This window comes from Desulfosediminicola sp., from assembly GCF_048381775.1.
Taxonomy (GTDB): Bacteria; Desulfobacterota; Desulfobulbia; order Desulfobulbales; family Desulfocapsaceae; genus Desulfopila; species Desulfopila ganghwensis.
In genome coordinates this window covers 94,968-111,097 of record NZ_JBLXGE010000003.1, presented here as the reverse complement: position 1 = coordinate 111,097, position 16,130 = coordinate 94,968, and the positions used below count along the sequence as shown (strand labels likewise).

The window sequence follows — 16,130 nt, the reverse complement described above, 5'->3', positions numbered from 1 at the left end:
ACAAATTTGAAGACAATAGTCGCACAAACGGTACGCAGAACAGCACATGATTGAATCGATACTTCTCATCAAGATAATCGGCAACAACCAGACATTGCTGCCGAGGCAATATCCATGCAACGATGATGGAGTAGTGCGCTATCCTCTTAAGCGAAGGGCTTCAATGAAAGATATCATCGAAGCCCTTGGTATTCCCCATACCGAGGTGGGAGCGATATTGGTAAATGGTGTGGAATCGGAATTCGAACACATTCCGGACGCATCACAATTTATTGAAATACTTCCATTTTCGAAAGACCTCACCATCGCAGTCAATTCCCCTTTACGCCCGAAGAGTCCTTTAAGCTTACGTTTTCTCGCAGACGTAAACGTTTTGAAACTGGCAAGAATCCTGCGAATGCTCGGGGTTGATACCTCACAGGCACACTCCACAAGGATTCGTGCAGTGGCTGAAAGTGCCAGGCAGCAAAAACGCATTATTCTTACCAGAAACAAAGAGTTGTTAAAGCTTAAATCCCTGGCCTATGGACAGTTATTACGTTCTGAAGATCCTGAAAAGCAGTTACGAGAGGTTCTGGAACGTTTTGGTTGTCTCAAAACAGATTCTCTTGCATTATTCAGTCGATGTCTTGAATGCAATTCTCCGCTGCAAAGAGTCAGTAAAGAAGAAGTGTTTGAGCTGCTGGAACCGCTCACCAGGAAATATTACGACGAATTCTCCAGATGCACAGGGTGCGGTAAAGTGTACTGGAAGGGCACCCATTATGAGAAAATGCTGAAAATAATAGAGCGGGTGTCTGCAGGCACCATCTGAATGAATCAAAATCAGTAAAAAAGTGCAGAAGCAGAACGTTGTTTCGATGACTGTAATATCCTTTAGCCAATAGCTGAAACTTTTATAAAAAGGAGAGATTATGGGAGCTGAAGTACTGATTACAGGAGTGAGTGGCGGCCTTGGCAAAGCGCTGGCTGGATTGTATCTGGAGCGGGGCTGTACCGTATATGGTCTCAGTAGAAGAGAGCCGGCCGAGTTGATGAAAGATGAAAGATTTTTATTCAGCTCTGTTGATCTGAGAGATTTTGCGGCAACCGAAGAATCTCTAAAGAAACGCATTGAGACTAAAAACATAAATCTCGTTGTCCTGAACGCTGGTATCCTCGGTGATTTTGGAGATATGACCACAACCAGGCTTGAGGTGATGAAAGAGGTGATGGATGTGAACCTCTGGGTCAACAAGGTCATTCTCGATTATCTATTCCAAAATGGTGTGGCGGTACAACAGGTGGTGGCAATCTCTTCCGGTGCTTCTGTAAGCGGGGCAAGAGGCTGGAACGGGTATGGAATATCCAAAGCTGCGCTGAACATGATGGTGAAGCTCTATGCGGCGGAACGGTCAGAAACACACTTTTGCGCCCTGGCACCTGGAATAATTGATTCCGCAATGCAGGAACATCTCTGTGGGTTGGATGCAAGCAATGATTATCTTGTATTGAAGAAGCTACAAGAAGCCAGAAACACAAAATATATGCCACAACCTGCCGAAGCAGCTCAGATAGTAGCAAATTGCATCGACCGGCTTCCTGATGTGGTGAAGAGCGGCGCATATACAGATGTGCGAGAGTTTCAACAATAACAGAACGCTATGAAAAAAGTGTATACGGCAGCGAACCCGGCTGAAGCGCATATTGTTCGTGGAATACTTGAATCCCACAATATTATCGCAGAAGTTCGTGGCGAGGCATTGTTCAGCGTGCGGGGAGAGTTACCCATGGTTGGTGACACCTTTCCCACTGTCTGGATACTACAAGACAGTGATCACCAGCAGGCCATTAATGTTGTGACAGAGTATGACAGCAAGATGAAGGAAGAGGGGACGATAGGGGAGTATTGGGTTTGTTCCAGTTGCGGGGAACAATTGGAGCAGCAGTTCACTGCCTGTTGGCAATGTGGTACTCCCCGTGAGGATATCATTGAAAACAGGGAGTTGAAGTAGTCGTTCTAGTCTCTTTTATGACAGAAAAGACACCGGTATTTGGGCGGGTGGTTTTCTGATAGAGGAGAGGAGCCACCCTCCACGTGACAGGATACACAGTTTTTTTCTGCCTCTTTCTTGCTTTCAATAGCAAAAAACTCCTCATGCAACTCATCGTGCGGCAAAGTCGAAGTCGTTGCTTTGGGAGCACGCAATAAAAAGGTGACAATAAAAACACCGATCACCACGAAGCAGATATTGAGAATAATCATTTTTCCTTTTGAAAACTTTGGCATAGCTCCCGTTGTTTCGTTCTAAGATTAAGGTGAAAGGTAACGTTTCGATACTTTCCTGCTGACTACCTGTTTCCCATTTCGAGATTTTTGAAGTCAAACAGCCCAGTGCGGAGGGCTAAAGCAACCGACTCTGCAAGCAGCCCGGTCAAAAGGCTGTTTCTACCTGTCAGTTTCAATGCTCTGGCATGAATCTTCTGCACTCGAACCAGTTTATGGAAATTCTTGTCATTACCTTCTATAGAGGCAAGCTGTCTACCGATATATTCTCCTGATACAATCGCCGGGTAAATCCCTTCGCCGGTCAGCCCTGAGGCAAAACCAGCTGCATCTCCAGCCAGAAACATATTGCCAAAATCCCAACCACGATAATCGAAATTAATATACTCCGCTCTGGCCCAGTGTCTATCAAGCCTGTAGCCCCGGGTTCTGGCCCAGTCTATAAGACCGGATTTCAATTTCTGGGCTGGCATGGTTTTTCGATCAGCGTAGGCACCGATCGAAACGCTGTCGGTATGAGGAAAAATCCAACCATACCCATTTCCAAAAAAGCGATTATCCAGATGCCATTCCATTTCATTTGCATGTCGTGGTACCTGGTAGTTAATTCCCACTCCCATTGATTCTGTCGGAATTTTGAGATATCTACGAACTGCAGAGCTTGAGCCGTCTGCGCCAACCAGAAACCCGAAATCTACTTTATGCTCTTCACCGGTAAGGCGATCGAGGTAAATTAACGAGTGTTTTTTGATCTTGATAATCTGGCAACTGGCTTTGAGTACTGCGCTGGACTTTGTTGCAAGCTGAGCCATATGCTGGCCGAGTTTTTCCCGGCTTACAGTTGCAATAATTGGTTCCTTTTCGACGACTTTAGCGTGCTGTAGTCTGGTAAAGACGTGTTGGGTTGGGAATCTCTTTTCTTCTATCTGGCCTGGGATAGTGTTTATCAGACCGCTCCAGGTAATACCTCCAGCACATACCTTCGGTCCGAACCTGGATTTTCTCTCAAGCACCAGTACGTCGGTACCATTCTCAGCCAAAACTTTGGCACAGGAAAGACCTGCGGGGCCGCCGCCGGCAATTACAACTGAATACTGCATAATGTCATATATGGGGTTGAGTATGTTGAAAAAAAAGTGCCGTACACCCGTAAACGAAAGCCTGCAAAGGATGTACGGCAGCAAAGTATACTCAAATAGCGAACTCTTTGCTATCCCTCAGTAAGGGTAGCGGTCACAAATTCCCGATTCATTCTGGCTATGTTTCGGATGGATATGGATTTAGGGCACACTATTTCACATGCCTTGTAGTTTGAGCAATTGCCAAACCCTTCTTTATCCATTGTTTCCACCATGGATAATGCCCTTTGTTTCCGCTCGGCCTGGCCTTGCGGCAATAAGCAGAGCTGGCTGATCTTGGCGCTGGTAAAAAGCATCGCCGCCCCATTGGGGCAACTGGCAACACATGCGCCACAGCCAATGCAGGCAGCGGCATCCATTGCAAGCTCTGCTGTTTCTGAAGGAATAGGGGTGGCGTTGCCATCAGGAACTCCGCCGGTATTCACCGATACGTATCCACCAGACTGGACTATCCGATCCAGAGCGGAACGATCTACGACCAGGTCTTTTCGGACAGGAAAAGCACGCGAGCGAAACGGTTCGATAACGATAGTATCGCCGGATTTGAAGTTGCGCATGTGCAGCTGGCAAAGGGTAACTTCCTTTTCAGGGCCATGTGCTATACCGTTGACGACAGAACCGCACTGCCCGCAAATCCCTTCCCGACAATCATGGTCAAAAGCAACAGGGTCTTTTCCCTCCTTGGTCAGCTTTTCGTTCAGCACGTCAAGCATTTCAAGAAAGGACATATCGGTACTGATATCGTCTAAATTGTAAAATTCGAAGTTGCCAAGCGCGTCATTATTTCTCTGGCGCCAGATCTGTAGTGTGAGGTCAATGCTGCTCATATTAGCCACCTGTTTTAAAATCGAATGCGATTAGGAAAGTTGGTATCGACACTTTCTGAGAACCATGGTTCGCCATTATTTGTAACTTCTCTGGCTTGGGGTAACGTTTTCAAACGCGAGTTGCTCCTTGTGCATTACCGGAGCTTCATCTTCACCCTTATGTTCCCAGACACTAACGTGTGAGTAGTTGTTGTCGTCACGTTTGGCCTCATTTTCTTCAGTCTGGCTCTCTTCTCTGAGATGGCAGCCGCATGATTCTTCTCTTTCCAGCGCATCGTGAATCATCACATCGGCAAATTCCAGGAAATCTGCTACTCTTCCGGCTCTTTCCAGGGACTGGTTCAGGTCTTTGCCGGAACCGGGTACATATACTTTGTCCCAGAATTTATCCTTAATGGCTGGCAGAGCCTCAAGAGCATTTTTCAACCCCTCCTTGTTGCGGGCCATACCGCAATTATCCCACATAAGTTTGCCGAGCTCTTTATGGACCTCATCTACTGTGACGGTACCTTTGGGTCCTTTATCTGAGTTTTTGAGAATTTTGCTGATCCGGTTGTTAACCCGTTCACGGGATGCCAAAAATTCTGAATTGTCCGCTGTTACTTTATCAATCGGGGTGGAACCAAAATAATTGGCGACTGCAGGCGAAACAACAAAATAGCCATCCGCCAGTCCCTGCATCAAGGCGCTTGCACCCAATCGGTTGGCACCATGGTCTGAGAAATTGCACTCACCAAGGGCAAATAGACCTGGAATTGTGGTCATCAGGTTATAGTCAACCCAGAGCCCGCCCATTGTATAGTGCACAGCTGGGTAGATCATCATTGGCTCGTTTACAGGATTGGTGTCGACAATTTTTTCGTACATCTGGAAAAGGTTGCCATACTTCTTGAGAATGGTCTGTTCGCCATCTCGCTTGATTGCATCTGCGAAGTCAAGATAGACAGCAAGGCCGGTCGAACCGACACCTTTGTTGAGGTCGCATTGTTCCTTGGCGTTACGGGAGGCAACATCACGTGGTACCAGGTTTCCGAAACTCGGATATTTACCTTCGAGGTAATAGTCACGCTCCGACTCAGGTATCTGGGCAGGTGGTCTAGTGTCACCTTGTTTTTTCGGCACCCAGACCCGGCCATCATTTCTCAGACTTTCACTCATGAGAGTGAGTTTTGACTGATAATCTCCATGAACCGGAATACATGTCGGATGAATCTGCACAAAGCATGGATTGGCAAAACCCGCGCCATGCTTGTGGGCACGCCAGGCTGCGGTAACGTTACATGACATGGCGTTGGTGGAGAGGAAATAGACATTACCATAGCCGCCGGTGCAGAGCAGCACGGCATCTGCACTGTGACTTTCAATTTCACCGGTAATATGATTGCGAACCGTTATGCCACGGGCTTTGCCATCTACCACGACCAGATCCATCATCTCCCGTCGGGGGTACATCTCTACTTTACCGGCATGTATCTGGCGTGAAAGGGCGCTGTATGCTCCAAGCAGCAGCTGCTGACCTGTCTGGCCCCGGGCGTAGAAAGTACGACTTACCTGGGCGCCACCAAAAGACCTGTTAGCCAGAGTGCCGCCATATTCCCTGGCAAACGGCACTCCCTGTGCAACACACTGGTCGATAATATTGTTGCTCACCTGGGCGAGACGATACACATTAGCTTCACGGGCCCGAAAGTCACCGCCTTTAATCGTGTCGTAAAAGAGTCTGTAAACCGAATCGCCGTCGTTCTGATAGTTTTTTGCAGCGTTGATGCCGCCCTGGGCTGCAATGGAGTGTGCACGGCGCGGGCTGTCCTGAATACAGAATGTTTTTACTTTATATCCTTGTTCTGCGAGAGTGGCGGAGGCGGCAGCGCCGGCGAGTCCTGTTCCGACCACAATCACGGAGAATTTTCTACGATTTGCAGGGTTGACAAGCTTATTGGCAAATTTATGATTATCCCATTTTTCTGAGAGGGGGCCTGAAGGGATATGAGAATTAAGTTCCATAGTATAAAACCTTGACGTGTTTTTAACCCGGATGTAAACATCTTCGGGCAGAGGTTTAGAGTATGTTTGCGTGTCTAGGTATCAGACCACACTGTTTTTTTTAGATCCTGGATTAAAAATTCGATCCCAGACCGGTCATGAAATAGAGTGGTATTCCGCCAAACATAATGAGGAAAAACGCTGGAACGATATACGTAAGTTTGTCAATTGCGTCGTTGTAGCGAGGGTGGTTGGCTCCCAGAGTCTGAAGCATAGACCAGAAACCGTGCGTCAGGTGCAGTGCCATCGCTGCAAATGAAATGAGGTAGAAGAGGCTGTAGAAAAAGCCGCTGAATCGCTCTTTAACCAATTCTGAAATTGGCATCTCACCTCCGGAAAGGGTGAAACCTGAGACATGAACCAGCAGAAACAATAACAAAAGAAGACCGGAATAGGGCATGGTCTTTGCCGCAATTGATTTCTTCTCTGTCACGATTTCAGCCTGTACAGCATAGCGGGAGTTGTTGACCTCTCTGTTTTGAAAAAACAGGTAGAGGCCGAAGCCGATATGCGCGGCAAGAACCGTAAACAACGATGTAGAGAAAATAAATACCAGTACAGGGAGGCTGTGCAATGCATCAGCATAGTGTTGAAATGCCGACGCACTCAGGTAGATTGTGACATTACCGAAGACGTGGGTGCAGAGAAACAGCACCAGTAACAAACCGGTAATTGCCATGACATACTTTCTTCCGATGGACGTTTTGAAAAAATTGATGAACCACATGAAGACACCCTTGAAGCTGAAGGTTTAAGGAAGCGTACAATGGTTGACATCGGTAATAGTTCTACAGTTTAAGTAAAAATGAAAGTACTTTCTGACTCGGAATATATCAGTAATTCAGATGATTATAATAATGAAATTGGTTAGGTCGAACGCTTTGCCGAGCCATTCACCAATCCCTTTTTGAGAATGATGTTATGAATTGTAAAGCTGCAATCTTTGATCTTGACGGTACCTTGCTCGATACCCTCCATGATCTTGCATATGCCGGCAACAGCGTATTGATGAAGCGGGGTTTTCCCCAACACCCTGTCGAGTCATATAAACATTTTGTTGGCGATGGCTTAAAGGTGCTGATGGAACGAATTACTCCAGCTGATGTTGATGAGAGTGAAATTCAAGCCTGCTGTTCCTTGTTCAATGAAATCTATGATAGCTGCTGGGATGCGAATAGCCGCCCATATCCCGGTATTATCAAAATGCTTCATGAATTGAAGAGTCAAGGTATCCGGTGCAGTGTTCTCTCGAACAAGCCGCATCAGTTTACCAGGATTTATATCGATCGTTTTTTCAACTCGGACGATTTTGAAGTTGTCTTTGGTCAACGTGAAGGCGTTGAGAAAAAGCCTGACCCGGCCGGTGCCATAGAGATAGCGAATATTATGCAGGTTGATCCAGCTCAATGCATTTACGTTGGCGACACCTCTGTGGATATGCGAACGGGTAAATCAGCTGGTATGTATACCATAGGTGTTCTCTGGGGCTTTCGGGAAAAGAAAGAGTTGCAACAGAACAACGCCGATATAATTGTTTCAAGCCCTGAGGAGATCGTTGAATATGTCCTTGCTACCAGTTGAACTCGCACCTTACCTGAAATATGCTGCACCGCCCCTGGTTGGTGCGTTCATTGGCTATTTAACCAATCGTGTCGCCATCCGCATGCTGTTCAGGCCACTCAAAGAGTGGCGAGTTTTCGGATTGCGCGTGCCTATGACTCCGGGTGTCATTCCCTCCAAAAGGGCCCAACTTGCTGATAACATGGGCGAGGTTGTCGGGGATCATCTGCTCACCAGCACAGAGATTGGTAACGCGCTCAAAGAAGATAAATTCCAACAACATTTGCTCAATGTTATCTCTGAAAGGGTAGGGGATATCCTCCACCGGGATCTCGGGTCCATTGCCGAGCTGGTGCCGCAAAAATTCTCGATCTACTTTGATCTGGGCCTCAGGACAGTAAAACATCAGCTTAAGGAAAATGTTCATGAGTTTATAGACTCAGACGACTTTGAAGAGCAGATTGGCCAGGCTATCGAAAATAAGTTCGAGCATATTCTGGACCGTCAGGTCGGTGACATGCTGAACAGTGGTCAGCGTGACTTTGTCTACGGATTTCTTGAGGAATCTTTGCAGAGAATGCTGGCAAGCCCGGTTATGGAGGAATGGGTTAATGAGTTTGTACGCCAGAAGGTGTATGAAACTTTGCAGCAGGAGAAATGTCTGTCGGAAGTTCTCCCTGAAACGCTGCTTGAGCTGATTGAGACCTCTATACGTCAACAGACTCCCAATATCCTGAAAAAGCTCGCCGAAATTCTCAAAGACGAGCAGGTACGAACAAATATAGTTCAGGGCGCCTGTGGTGGAGTTGAGAGTTTCATTACTTCTCTTGGTCCCATGTCTGCCATGGTGCAGAATTTCATCAGTATGGAGACTGTGGAGGTCAAGATCAGAGAATACCTCGATGAGAAAGAAGAGGATATTCAGAACTGGCTTGGGTCAGAAGAGCTCCAGGAGAAGGTTGGGGCGATTTTATCAGAGAGATTTGCACACTTTTGCACCACGCCACTGGTCAAACTCATAAATACCGCAGATGCCGATAAGGTTGATACATTCTGCGCTACTGCCTCTGCGCAGATTTCTGCTCTGTTGAGGGAAAAAGAAGTATCAGTGGCTCTCTCGGCCATGATCAAGAATAACGTTGAAACTCATCTTGATGATGGCAATGTCCGTATCAGAACGCTGCTCTTTGATTTCTTCGGCCCAACAGGTTCGGTTACAGCGAAAAACTGGGCCAAGAAAGAATGTGTGAGCCTGCTGCGCTCTGCTGATACCAAAAAAACGCTTGATGCACTGCTTGAAAGTCTGGTCGACACAGTAGTTCATAAGAAGATCGGCAAAATATCAAATGTGCTGCCAGGTGATGTTCGTAAAGAAATTTACCTCTCAATCCAGAAAATGGCCTCCTCGATGCTTGAGAAAGAGGTTCCCGGTCTGGTCGACTCACTTGATATCAGACAAATTGTTGCCGATAAGCTGAATTCGCTTGATTTATTGCGCCTGGAGCGGTTGCTGCTTTCGATTATGGAAGAGCAGTTCAAGTATATCAACCTCTTTGGTGCCTTGCTTGGTTTTATATTAGGTTGTCTGAATCTGGTGTTTCTGCACCTCACGTAATTTCTGAAATCAGGGATAATCAAAAATGTTACATTTCTGATCGGTTTTGTTACTGTAAGTATGCCATTCGTGGTTCAGTATTCAGAATTTGGAAGTGTTGATTCTTAGGCCTAATCTATTTTTTCTGCCTGAAGATTATCCCAGTTCTGCACAGATCATAATATCTTGATATTGTGATCTGTCGCATCCGGTGTTAAATACTTGCCTGAGAATGTACTTTTTCAAGGTAGCTTTTTATCTTGTCATGTCCACCCGTTTCCCTTTTCGCCTTCAGGCCCGGGGCTGCCCCACATACAGAATCATTCTCCCACGATTAAGCTGGCAAAAATGTGCTGTGCATAATCGATTTGGTGGGTTAATGGTCTGCTCTGGCTGGAAGAAGATTATTTGTTAAAGAACTTCAAGATATTGCAGAAATAATGAAACTTTTCTATCACATCTTCGGCTATCTTCTTTTCGGCATGATCATCCTTATTGTAACGGATGAATATTTGAGTTTTCATGAAGAAGTAAAGCAATTCGAAGCAGACATGGTTACTAATGCCGTGCAAAACGGCAACAGCATTTCTGGTATGATTGCACATGTCTGGAGGGAAAGTGGTGAACAAAAAGCGCTTGAATTGATACGTGATGCGAGTAATTCCGGAACAATTGATATTCGCTGGGTATGGGCGGATAGCTTTCCTGATAATTCCATGATGGCCGGTAGTGATAAAAAGCAGCTGGAAAAACTGACATTACAGGAAACAACTACCTTAAAAATTCATGACAAAAGAGGGGAAATTCACCTCTATACATATGTTCCTGTAGACATAGGACTGAATCGAATCGGCGCGCTGGAGTTACGCCAGTCGTTTACTGCCTTAGAGCTGTATTCTGGTAGAATGCTGATCCGTGCAATCATCATTACTGCTCTTCTTGCCGTCATATGCGGCGTGATTCTGTATCTCTTTATCAATAATAAAATACGTGTACCGCTCAATCGTCTTACAAGGCAGGCTAAACGGATAGGACAGGGTGATCTCAGAGTAGAGACCGATATTGTGGGTAATGATGAACTTGCAGATCTGGCAAGAACCATGAACGATATGTGCTCAAGTCTGATCATTGCCAAAGATAAAATTAAATTTGAGTATGATGCCCGTCTCAAAACTTTGGATCAGCTTCGTCATACTGAGCGGTTATCAACATTTGGTCTCATCTCAGCAGGAATAGCCCATGAAATCGGAACGCCGCTGAATGTCGTTGACGGTAGGGCGAAAATGATCATAAACGAAGATTTGCGTGATGAGGAAATAAAGGAATGTGCGGCGATAATTAAAAGCCAGGCCGAGCGAATGACCCTTATCATCAGACAATTGCTCGATTTCACCAGACGTCCCAAACAGCATATTTCGCAAGAAAATATTGCCTTTCTTGTGAAACAGATATTTCAGTTACTTCATCCTATGGCGAGTCGACAGCATGTGAGCTTCAGTTTTAACAGAAGCGAAGATGCCGAAGTTGAACTGAGTGTTGATGGTTCACAAATACAGCAGGTTTTGATTAACCTGCTGATGAACAGTGTCCAGGCAATGCCCAATGGCGGGACCGTTTCGGTCAGTATTACAAATGAAATGCTGAAGGCTCCCCTTAAAGCGGATCAACAACCACAAAAGTATATAAAAGTACGAATTGTTGATGAAGGTGAAGGTATCTGCCAGGAGGATATTGAACATATTTTCACTCCATTTTATACAACAAAGACCGTTGGCACCGGCACAGGCCTTGGTCTTTCAATTGCCCACGGGATTGTAGAAGAACACAGCGGCTGGATAGACGTCGAGAACAGTATCCGGAACGGTGCATGCTTTTCAGTGTACCTCCCTATGAAGGAGAATGAGTAATGAGCGGGAACATTCTAGTCATTGAGGATGACCAGGATATGTGTGATCTGTTGACAGCAGGACTGAGCCGGCGGGATTTTTCTGTTAAAACGTTTGTCTCAGGTAAAGAAGGGCTTGCTTCTGTTAATCTGCATTTAACAGATGTGGTGCTTGCCGACATAAACCTGCCGGATATTAATGGTCTTGATATCTGTAATGCAATTGTTAGCAATATGCCTGACATTCCGGTGATAATGATGACCGCTTTCGGCAGTATGGATACAGCAATTGCTGCGATCAGGGCCGGTGCATACGATTTTGTCACCAAACCGTTGGATCTGGATATTCTGGCATTGTCACTTGAAAGGGCTGTCCGGTACCGCAACCTGCAGCAAACTGTAAAAAAACTCAGTAATGCTGCCAAACAACCGCTGCACTTTGATAATCTCATTGGTGAAAGCCCTGCGATGGAAGAGCTGTTCTCGCAACTAAGTCGAATTGCAGACTCGGAAGCATCGCTGCTGATAACCGGTGAAAGTGGTTCTGGTAAAGAACTCACCGCCAGAGCCGTGCATACGCATAGCCGAAGAAAAGATCATCCCCTGGTGACAATAAATTGTGCAGCGATGCCGGCCCAGCTATTGGAGAGTGAACTTTTCGGACATAAAAAAGGAGCCTTTACCGACGCCAGATCACACAATAAGGGCTTATTTCTAGAGGCGGATGGCGGTACACTCTTTCTTGATGAGGTGGGGGAGATCCCTCTCGATTTGCAACCGAAGCTCTTAAGAGTTCTGGAAGAACGCTGCGTCAGACCGGTTGGCGGAACGACGGAACGTCCTTTTAACGTCCGGATAATTGCGGCAACCAATCGCGATCTGGAATCTGCTGTTGAAGACGGGGTTTTTAGAGAAGATCTATTTTACAGGCTTAATGTCATCCAGATCGAGATGCCGCCGTTACGTTCCAGAGGGGCGGATATTCTCCAATTGGCCAGAAAGTTTGTGGAAAATTTTTCAGCCAGGCAGAATAAAGCGGTTACTGGTATTTCAGATGGTGCTGCAGAAAAACTGCTTGATTATTCATGGCCGGGTAATGTTCGAGAACTCCGAAATGCCATAGAACATGCTGTAGCCCTGACACGCTTTGATAAGATTGTTCCTGAAGATCTGCCGGAAAAAATACGGCTGTTCAGAAATGACTATTTCCTTGTAGGCGATCAGGACCCCATGGAGCTCATTTCTATGGAGGAGATGGAGCGGAGGTACATCATGCATGTCCTCTAGACCACAGGCGGCAATAGAACATTAACCGCGAGAATTCTGCAGGTTGACCGAAAAACACTGTACAGGAAATTACAGCGATATGAAGAGCAGTAATTCTTGAGTTGATCGTAAAAAAAAATGCCCAACATATAATAAGATTATATCGCTGACGCCGGGGCAATTTGCCACTGTGGGGTAAAATGCCCCGTTGTATTTTCCCGGCAATTCCAATAGTCCTCATTTAACAAAATACCTGAGCGAAATAGAGTTATACGGTTTGGAACTGCCTGCGAGCAGGGCTGGATTGTATATATTTCAGCAGTAAATTCGTTTACCTGCTATAGGTCGCTTCACAATCGCTCTTTCATCGGGGCATCCTGCCCCATATGTACGTTATTCTTCTCTCGTATCATCGGTTTTCTCTCTCAGTTCCTGCAGTATCACGAAAAATCCCCTCCAATTACCTGTAATGGTATGCAAATAATACCCTATATTAACAAGTACTTAGCTGTTTTCGTATTGGTGATGGCACACATATTGCTCTAACTCCTCGGATGCTCAACATTTAAAACTTGCTTTCCGGAAAGGTTGAACGTGAAAATTATCATCGGCATTACTCAGGAACCGGCAAAATTAAAAGAATTTCTTTTCCAGCATTATGGACAGTCAGGATCTTTGACTGAGGTTGGTCCATTTCTATCAAAAATGGACGCGCTCAATTGGTTGGTTTATCTCAAAAGTGTAATTGGTGAGTTCGAAGAAATCATTCCTGAACTGCAATCAGGTAAAGATTCGATCTGGTATGGATTTGCCTATGAAAGTGTTGGAGATGTGTGAAGACGATATAAACGTTAATTGTCTGTTATGATTGACGTTGTTTTTAAATAGTATTCGAATCTGAAACGACCATATTGCTGTTTAACCATAGCTTCCCAAAGGAAATCATTATGATAGTTCTTATTGGAATCACCCAGGCTCCAGAAGAAACAGAGCAAGAGATTTTTACAAAAACTGAAGGTGTAAGAACAACTGCCATCGTTGGGCCATTCAATTCGCTAGAAGAGGCTTCAGGTTGGATGAAATTCATGATGGCACGTACAGGCGCGTATAAACACATTCAGTCTCCCTCTTCATCCATTTCAAGTGATCACTGGTATGGTTTTACCTGCGAATGCATTGAATCCAAAGCGCACTGTGAGCAGTCGGCTCTCTAGTCACTAAATCCCCCCTTTATATGCTCAATATCTTACTCAGGGGAATTCTGTGCGCCATAGCAAAACGTGTAACCTATTTAATATACAAAAAATATATGGGAATTATGACAAATTTAGAAATTATTACATGGAGGGTTAATGACACTAACATGCTGACACAATGGGCCGCACAGGCAACACAACATTCACCATAGTTATTTAAGGTTATCTTAAATAGAGACGTTCCTTCCAGTATCTGCGTTATGGAAAACATTCAGGTAGAGATTCAAACCACCGATAATGTTTTTCCGGACTTGATCCTGATCGAATTACTGCTATTTCAAGATACCCTCAAGCTTTATTACCACGAGGAACGATGGATACCTTTCTACTTTCACTTACTGTTTTACTCGCCGGCGGGTTGTTTGCACTACTGACCTACCGACTGTTCAGCCTGATGAAAGCAGGTTATATCGCTATCACTGCAGTTGGCTGCCTGATAGGATTATATGCAATCGCAACACCCCTGCAGGGGGGAGAAATTGTAACATTTTCTAAATCATGGCTGCATCTTTTTACACTATCTTTTTCAGTTGATCCGCTTTCAGCCTTTTTTCTCATTCCAATTTTCGTTGTTTGCCCTTTAGCAGTAATCTATAGCTTTGGCTATATGGATCACCCGGAGCAAAGAGGGCGGGTCGGAGTGAGCTTTTTCTTTTGTACCTTACTTATTATTTCCATGGTCTTAGTGGCGACAGCTGATAATATTATCAGCTTTGTCCTGGTCTGGGAGTGTATGTCTCTCTCATCATTTTTACTGGTGTTGTTTGAGTATCAGGAGAAATCCGTACGCAAAGCCGGTTACATCTATTTTATCTTTACCCAGGCCGGGGCGTTGTTTATTTTTGCGGCTATGGCCCTGGCATACAGTCATACTGGAACGTTTGATTTTGCATCTTTTTCAGGAATCCCTGATCACATCAAAATTGTAGTATTTTTCCTGGCTCTGGTCGGCTTTGGCTCCAAAGCCGGTATTTTCCCACTGCATATGTGGCTGCCTTATGCCCATCCGGCTGCTCCGAGTAATATCTCGGCGATTATGTCCGGGGTTATGATCAAAATGGGTATTTACGGGATATTACGTCTTTACGTTCTGCTTGATGCCCCGGAATTGATTTTTGGTCAGACTGTTCTAATTCTTGGTATAATTTCAGGTATTTTGGGAGTTGTTTATGCAAATGGTAAGCAAGATATAAAAATACTTCTTGCGTATTGTAGCGTTGAAAATATTGGTATTATTTTGATTGGTGCGGGCGTCGGAATGATCGGTCTTGCTTCCGGTAATATGGTAATGGCAAGTTTTGGTTTTGCCGGTAGTCTGCTGCATGTGATAAACCACTCGATTTTCAAGTCTTTACTGTTTCTGGGTGCCGGTGCGGTGCTGCATAAAACGGGGCTTAGAGATATCAATCAGCTTGGTGGCCTATTGAAAAAAATGCCGACAACAGGCAGAACATTTTTGACAGGTTCTATATCGATCTCCGGCCTTCCACCTTTCAATGGTTTTATCAGCGAATTTCTTATCTATTACGGTGCGTTTCATGGCATCACCTTGAATGGTTCATCGTATATATTTGTTGTGCTGGCGATTCTATCCTTAGCGATAATAGGCGGTTTAGCTGGATCCTGCTTTACCAAGGTTGTGGGTATTGCTTTTCTTGGGGAACCACGATCCGAAAAGGCTGCTCAGGCTACAGAGGTCGGGATGATGACCGTGCCTATGGTTCTGCTGGCTGCGTTATGTTTGATTATCGGTATATTCCCGGCTCCATTTGTTGAGTTGGCATTCTGGGGGCTGGCAAGTTTCAAAGCGCTTGTCCCTGTCGGAGTTGAAGAAATTTCGGTGGTAACGGCTAACCTTGCTCTTGCGGCTCGTCTGATTCTTGCACTGTTTGCCTTGGTGTTGATACTGCGTAAAGTACTGTATCTTCGAAAGGACATTGCCAGGGGTCCGACATGGGGCTGCGGATTTACTCAACCCACTGTACGGATGCAATATACCGGGACATCCTATGCGATGAGTATAGTCGACTTTTTCCGTCCCTTTATTCTTATAAGGACTAAATATTCAGGAATTAATCGGATATTTCCCGGTCGAACGACGTATGAAACACGGGTGGATGATATTTCCGAAGTGGCACTGGTCGACAGAATAGTCACACCTCTTCTCTACCTTATAGGCAAATTTCGCTGGATACAGCATGGTCATATCCAGCTGTATATTGGCTATATCGTTGTGACAATCATTGCGCTTCTGCTGTTTATATAACGGCAGAAAGGATTGCATTTTCATACTA

Annotated in this window: 14 protein-coding genes and 1 pseudogene; 10 read left to right on the top strand and 5 right to left on the bottom strand. The window is 45.3% G+C overall.

The genetic code is table 11. The features are described from left to right. The first annotated feature begins 46 nt into the window (after positions 1-46). The 3 genes from ACN5NT_RS05975 to ACN5NT_RS05965 all read left to right on the top strand — a co-directional run bounded on the left by ACN5NT_RS05975 (position 47) and on the right by ACN5NT_RS05965 (position 1,994). Positions 47-814: a Mut7-C RNAse domain-containing protein gene (locus tag ACN5NT_RS05975; protein WP_419174827.1), complete on the top strand. Its 768-nt coding sequence runs from the start codon at positions 47-49 to the stop codon at positions 812-814. Between the two features lie 100 nt (positions 815-914). Next, entirely contained in the window at positions 915-1,634 is a 720-nt protein-coding gene (locus ACN5NT_RS05970) for an SDR family NAD(P)-dependent oxidoreductase (RefSeq protein WP_419174826.1), read from the top strand. A 9-nt stretch (positions 1,635-1,643) separates the two neighbouring features. Beyond that, positions 1,644-1,994 carry a putative signal transducing protein gene (locus ACN5NT_RS05965; protein ID WP_136796714.1) on the top strand — a complete coding sequence of 117 codons (351 nt, stop codon included), beginning with the start codon at positions 1,644-1,646 and terminating at the stop codon, positions 1,992-1,994. Positions 1,995-1,999: 5 nt separating this feature from the next. On the opposite strand, the gene ACN5NT_RS05960 is transcribed toward ACN5NT_RS05965, so the two are convergent. The 5 genes from ACN5NT_RS05960 to ACN5NT_RS05940 all read right to left on the bottom strand — a co-directional run bounded on the left by ACN5NT_RS05960 (position 2,000) and on the right by ACN5NT_RS05940 (position 7,002). Next, positions 2,000-2,269, bottom strand: coding sequence for a hypothetical protein (locus ACN5NT_RS05960; RefSeq protein WP_136796715.1), 270 nt, complete (start codon positions 2,267-2,269; stop codon positions 2,000-2,002). A gap of 62 nt (positions 2,270-2,331) precedes the next feature. Then, positions 2,332-3,366 carry an FAD-dependent monooxygenase gene (locus ACN5NT_RS05955; RefSeq protein ID WP_419174825.1) on the bottom strand — a complete coding sequence of 345 codons (1,035 nt, stop codon included), beginning with the start codon at positions 3,364-3,366 and terminating at the stop codon, positions 2,332-2,334. A 110-nt stretch (positions 3,367-3,476) separates the two neighbouring features. Next, positions 3,477-4,241: a succinate dehydrogenase/fumarate reductase iron-sulfur subunit gene (locus tag ACN5NT_RS05950; RefSeq protein WP_419174824.1), complete on the bottom strand. Its 765-nt coding sequence runs from the start codon at positions 4,239-4,241 to the stop codon at positions 3,477-3,479. 66 nt (positions 4,242-4,307) lie between these two features. Further along, positions 4,308-6,236: a fumarate reductase/succinate dehydrogenase flavoprotein subunit gene (locus ACN5NT_RS05945; RefSeq protein WP_136796718.1), complete on the bottom strand. Its 1,929-nt coding sequence runs from the start codon at positions 6,234-6,236 to the stop codon at positions 4,308-4,310. 112 nt (positions 6,237-6,348) lie between these two features. Further along, positions 6,349-7,002 carry a succinate dehydrogenase cytochrome b subunit gene (locus ACN5NT_RS05940; RefSeq protein ID WP_419174823.1) on the bottom strand — a complete coding sequence of 218 codons (654 nt, stop codon included), beginning with the start codon at positions 7,000-7,002 and terminating at the stop codon, positions 6,349-6,351. A 194-nt stretch (positions 7,003-7,196) separates the two neighbouring features. On the opposite strand from ACN5NT_RS05940, the gene ACN5NT_RS05935 reads away from it, so the two are divergent. The 7 genes and pseudogenes from ACN5NT_RS05935 (at position 7,197) to ACN5NT_RS05905 (ending at position 16,102) form a co-directional block, all read left to right on the top strand. Then, positions 7,197-7,856 (top strand): HAD family hydrolase, encoded by a 660-nt coding sequence (locus tag ACN5NT_RS05935; RefSeq protein ID WP_136796720.1) that lies wholly within the window; start codon positions 7,197-7,199, stop codon positions 7,854-7,856. Then, the gene (locus tag ACN5NT_RS05930) at positions 7,837-9,450 is read left to right on the top strand and encodes a DUF445 family protein (protein ID WP_136796721.1); all 1,614 of its coding nucleotides are present in this window, start codon (positions 7,837-7,839) and stop codon (positions 9,448-9,450) included. The genes ACN5NT_RS05935 and ACN5NT_RS05930 overlap by 20 nt, the downstream gene beginning before the upstream one ends. Positions 9,451-9,869: 419 nt before the next feature. Then, positions 9,870-11,336 carry a sensor histidine kinase gene (locus ACN5NT_RS05925; RefSeq protein ID WP_419174822.1) on the top strand — a complete coding sequence of 489 codons (1,467 nt, stop codon included), beginning with the start codon at positions 9,870-9,872 and terminating at the stop codon, positions 11,334-11,336. After that, positions 11,336-12,694 (top strand): annotated as a pseudogene (locus tag ACN5NT_RS05920) (sigma-54-dependent transcriptional regulator). Before ACN5NT_RS05925 ends, ACN5NT_RS05920 begins: the two are co-directional and overlap by 1 nt. Positions 12,695-13,174: 480 nt before the next feature. Then, on the top strand, positions 13,175-13,417 hold the full coding sequence (locus tag ACN5NT_RS05915) for a hypothetical protein (RefSeq protein WP_419174821.1): 243 nt from the start codon (positions 13,175-13,177) through the stop codon (positions 13,415-13,417). A gap of 110 nt (positions 13,418-13,527) precedes the next feature. Then, positions 13,528-13,794 (top strand): hypothetical protein, encoded by a 267-nt coding sequence (locus tag ACN5NT_RS05910; RefSeq protein WP_419174820.1) that lies wholly within the window; start codon positions 13,528-13,530, stop codon positions 13,792-13,794. A gap of 355 nt (positions 13,795-14,149) precedes the next feature. Then, positions 14,150-16,102 (top strand): proton-conducting transporter membrane subunit, encoded by a 1,953-nt coding sequence (locus tag ACN5NT_RS05905; protein WP_419174819.1) that lies wholly within the window; start codon positions 14,150-14,152, stop codon positions 16,100-16,102. Positions 16,103-16,130 lie beyond the last annotated feature (28 nt).

Bases quoted from the DNA above. Each gene is read 5' to 3' on its own strand.
- ACN5NT_RS05970 (WP_419174826.1), top strand. From the start codon at position 915: ATGGGAGCTGAAGTACTGATTACAGGAGTGAGTGGCGGCCTTGGCAAA.
- ACN5NT_RS05930 (WP_136796721.1), top strand. From the start codon at position 7,837: ATGTCCTTGCTACCAGTTGAACTCGCACCTTACCTGAAATATGCTGCA.
- ACN5NT_RS05905 (WP_419174819.1), top strand. From the start codon at position 14,150: ATGGATACCTTTCTACTTTCACTTACTGTTTTACTCGCCGGCGGGTTG.
- ACN5NT_RS05955 (WP_419174825.1), bottom strand. From the start codon at position 3,366: ATGCAGTATTCAGTTGTAATTGCCGGCGGCGGCCCCGCAGGTCTTTCC.
- ACN5NT_RS05960 (WP_136796715.1), bottom strand. From the start codon at position 2,269: ATGCCAAAGTTTTCAAAAGGAAAAATGATTATTCTCAATATCTGCTTC.
- ACN5NT_RS05910 (WP_419174820.1), top strand. From the start codon at position 13,528: ATGATAGTTCTTATTGGAATCACCCAGGCTCCAGAAGAAACAGAGCAA.
- ACN5NT_RS05975 (WP_419174827.1), top strand. From the start codon at position 47: ATGATTGAATCGATACTTCTCATCAAGATAATCGGCAACAACCAGACA.
- ACN5NT_RS05945 (WP_136796718.1), bottom strand. From the start codon at position 6,236: ATGGAACTTAATTCTCATATCCCTTCAGGCCCCCTCTCAGAAAAATGG.
- ACN5NT_RS05935 (WP_136796720.1), top strand. From the start codon at position 7,197: ATGAATTGTAAAGCTGCAATCTTTGATCTTGACGGTACCTTGCTCGAT.
- ACN5NT_RS05925 (WP_419174822.1), top strand. From the start codon at position 9,870: ATGAAACTTTTCTATCACATCTTCGGCTATCTTCTTTTCGGCATGATC.
- ACN5NT_RS05940 (WP_419174823.1), bottom strand. From the start codon at position 7,002: ATGTGGTTCATCAATTTTTTCAAAACGTCCATCGGAAGAAAGTATGTC.
- ACN5NT_RS05965 (WP_136796714.1), top strand. From the start codon at position 1,644: ATGAAAAAAGTGTATACGGCAGCGAACCCGGCTGAAGCGCATATTGTT.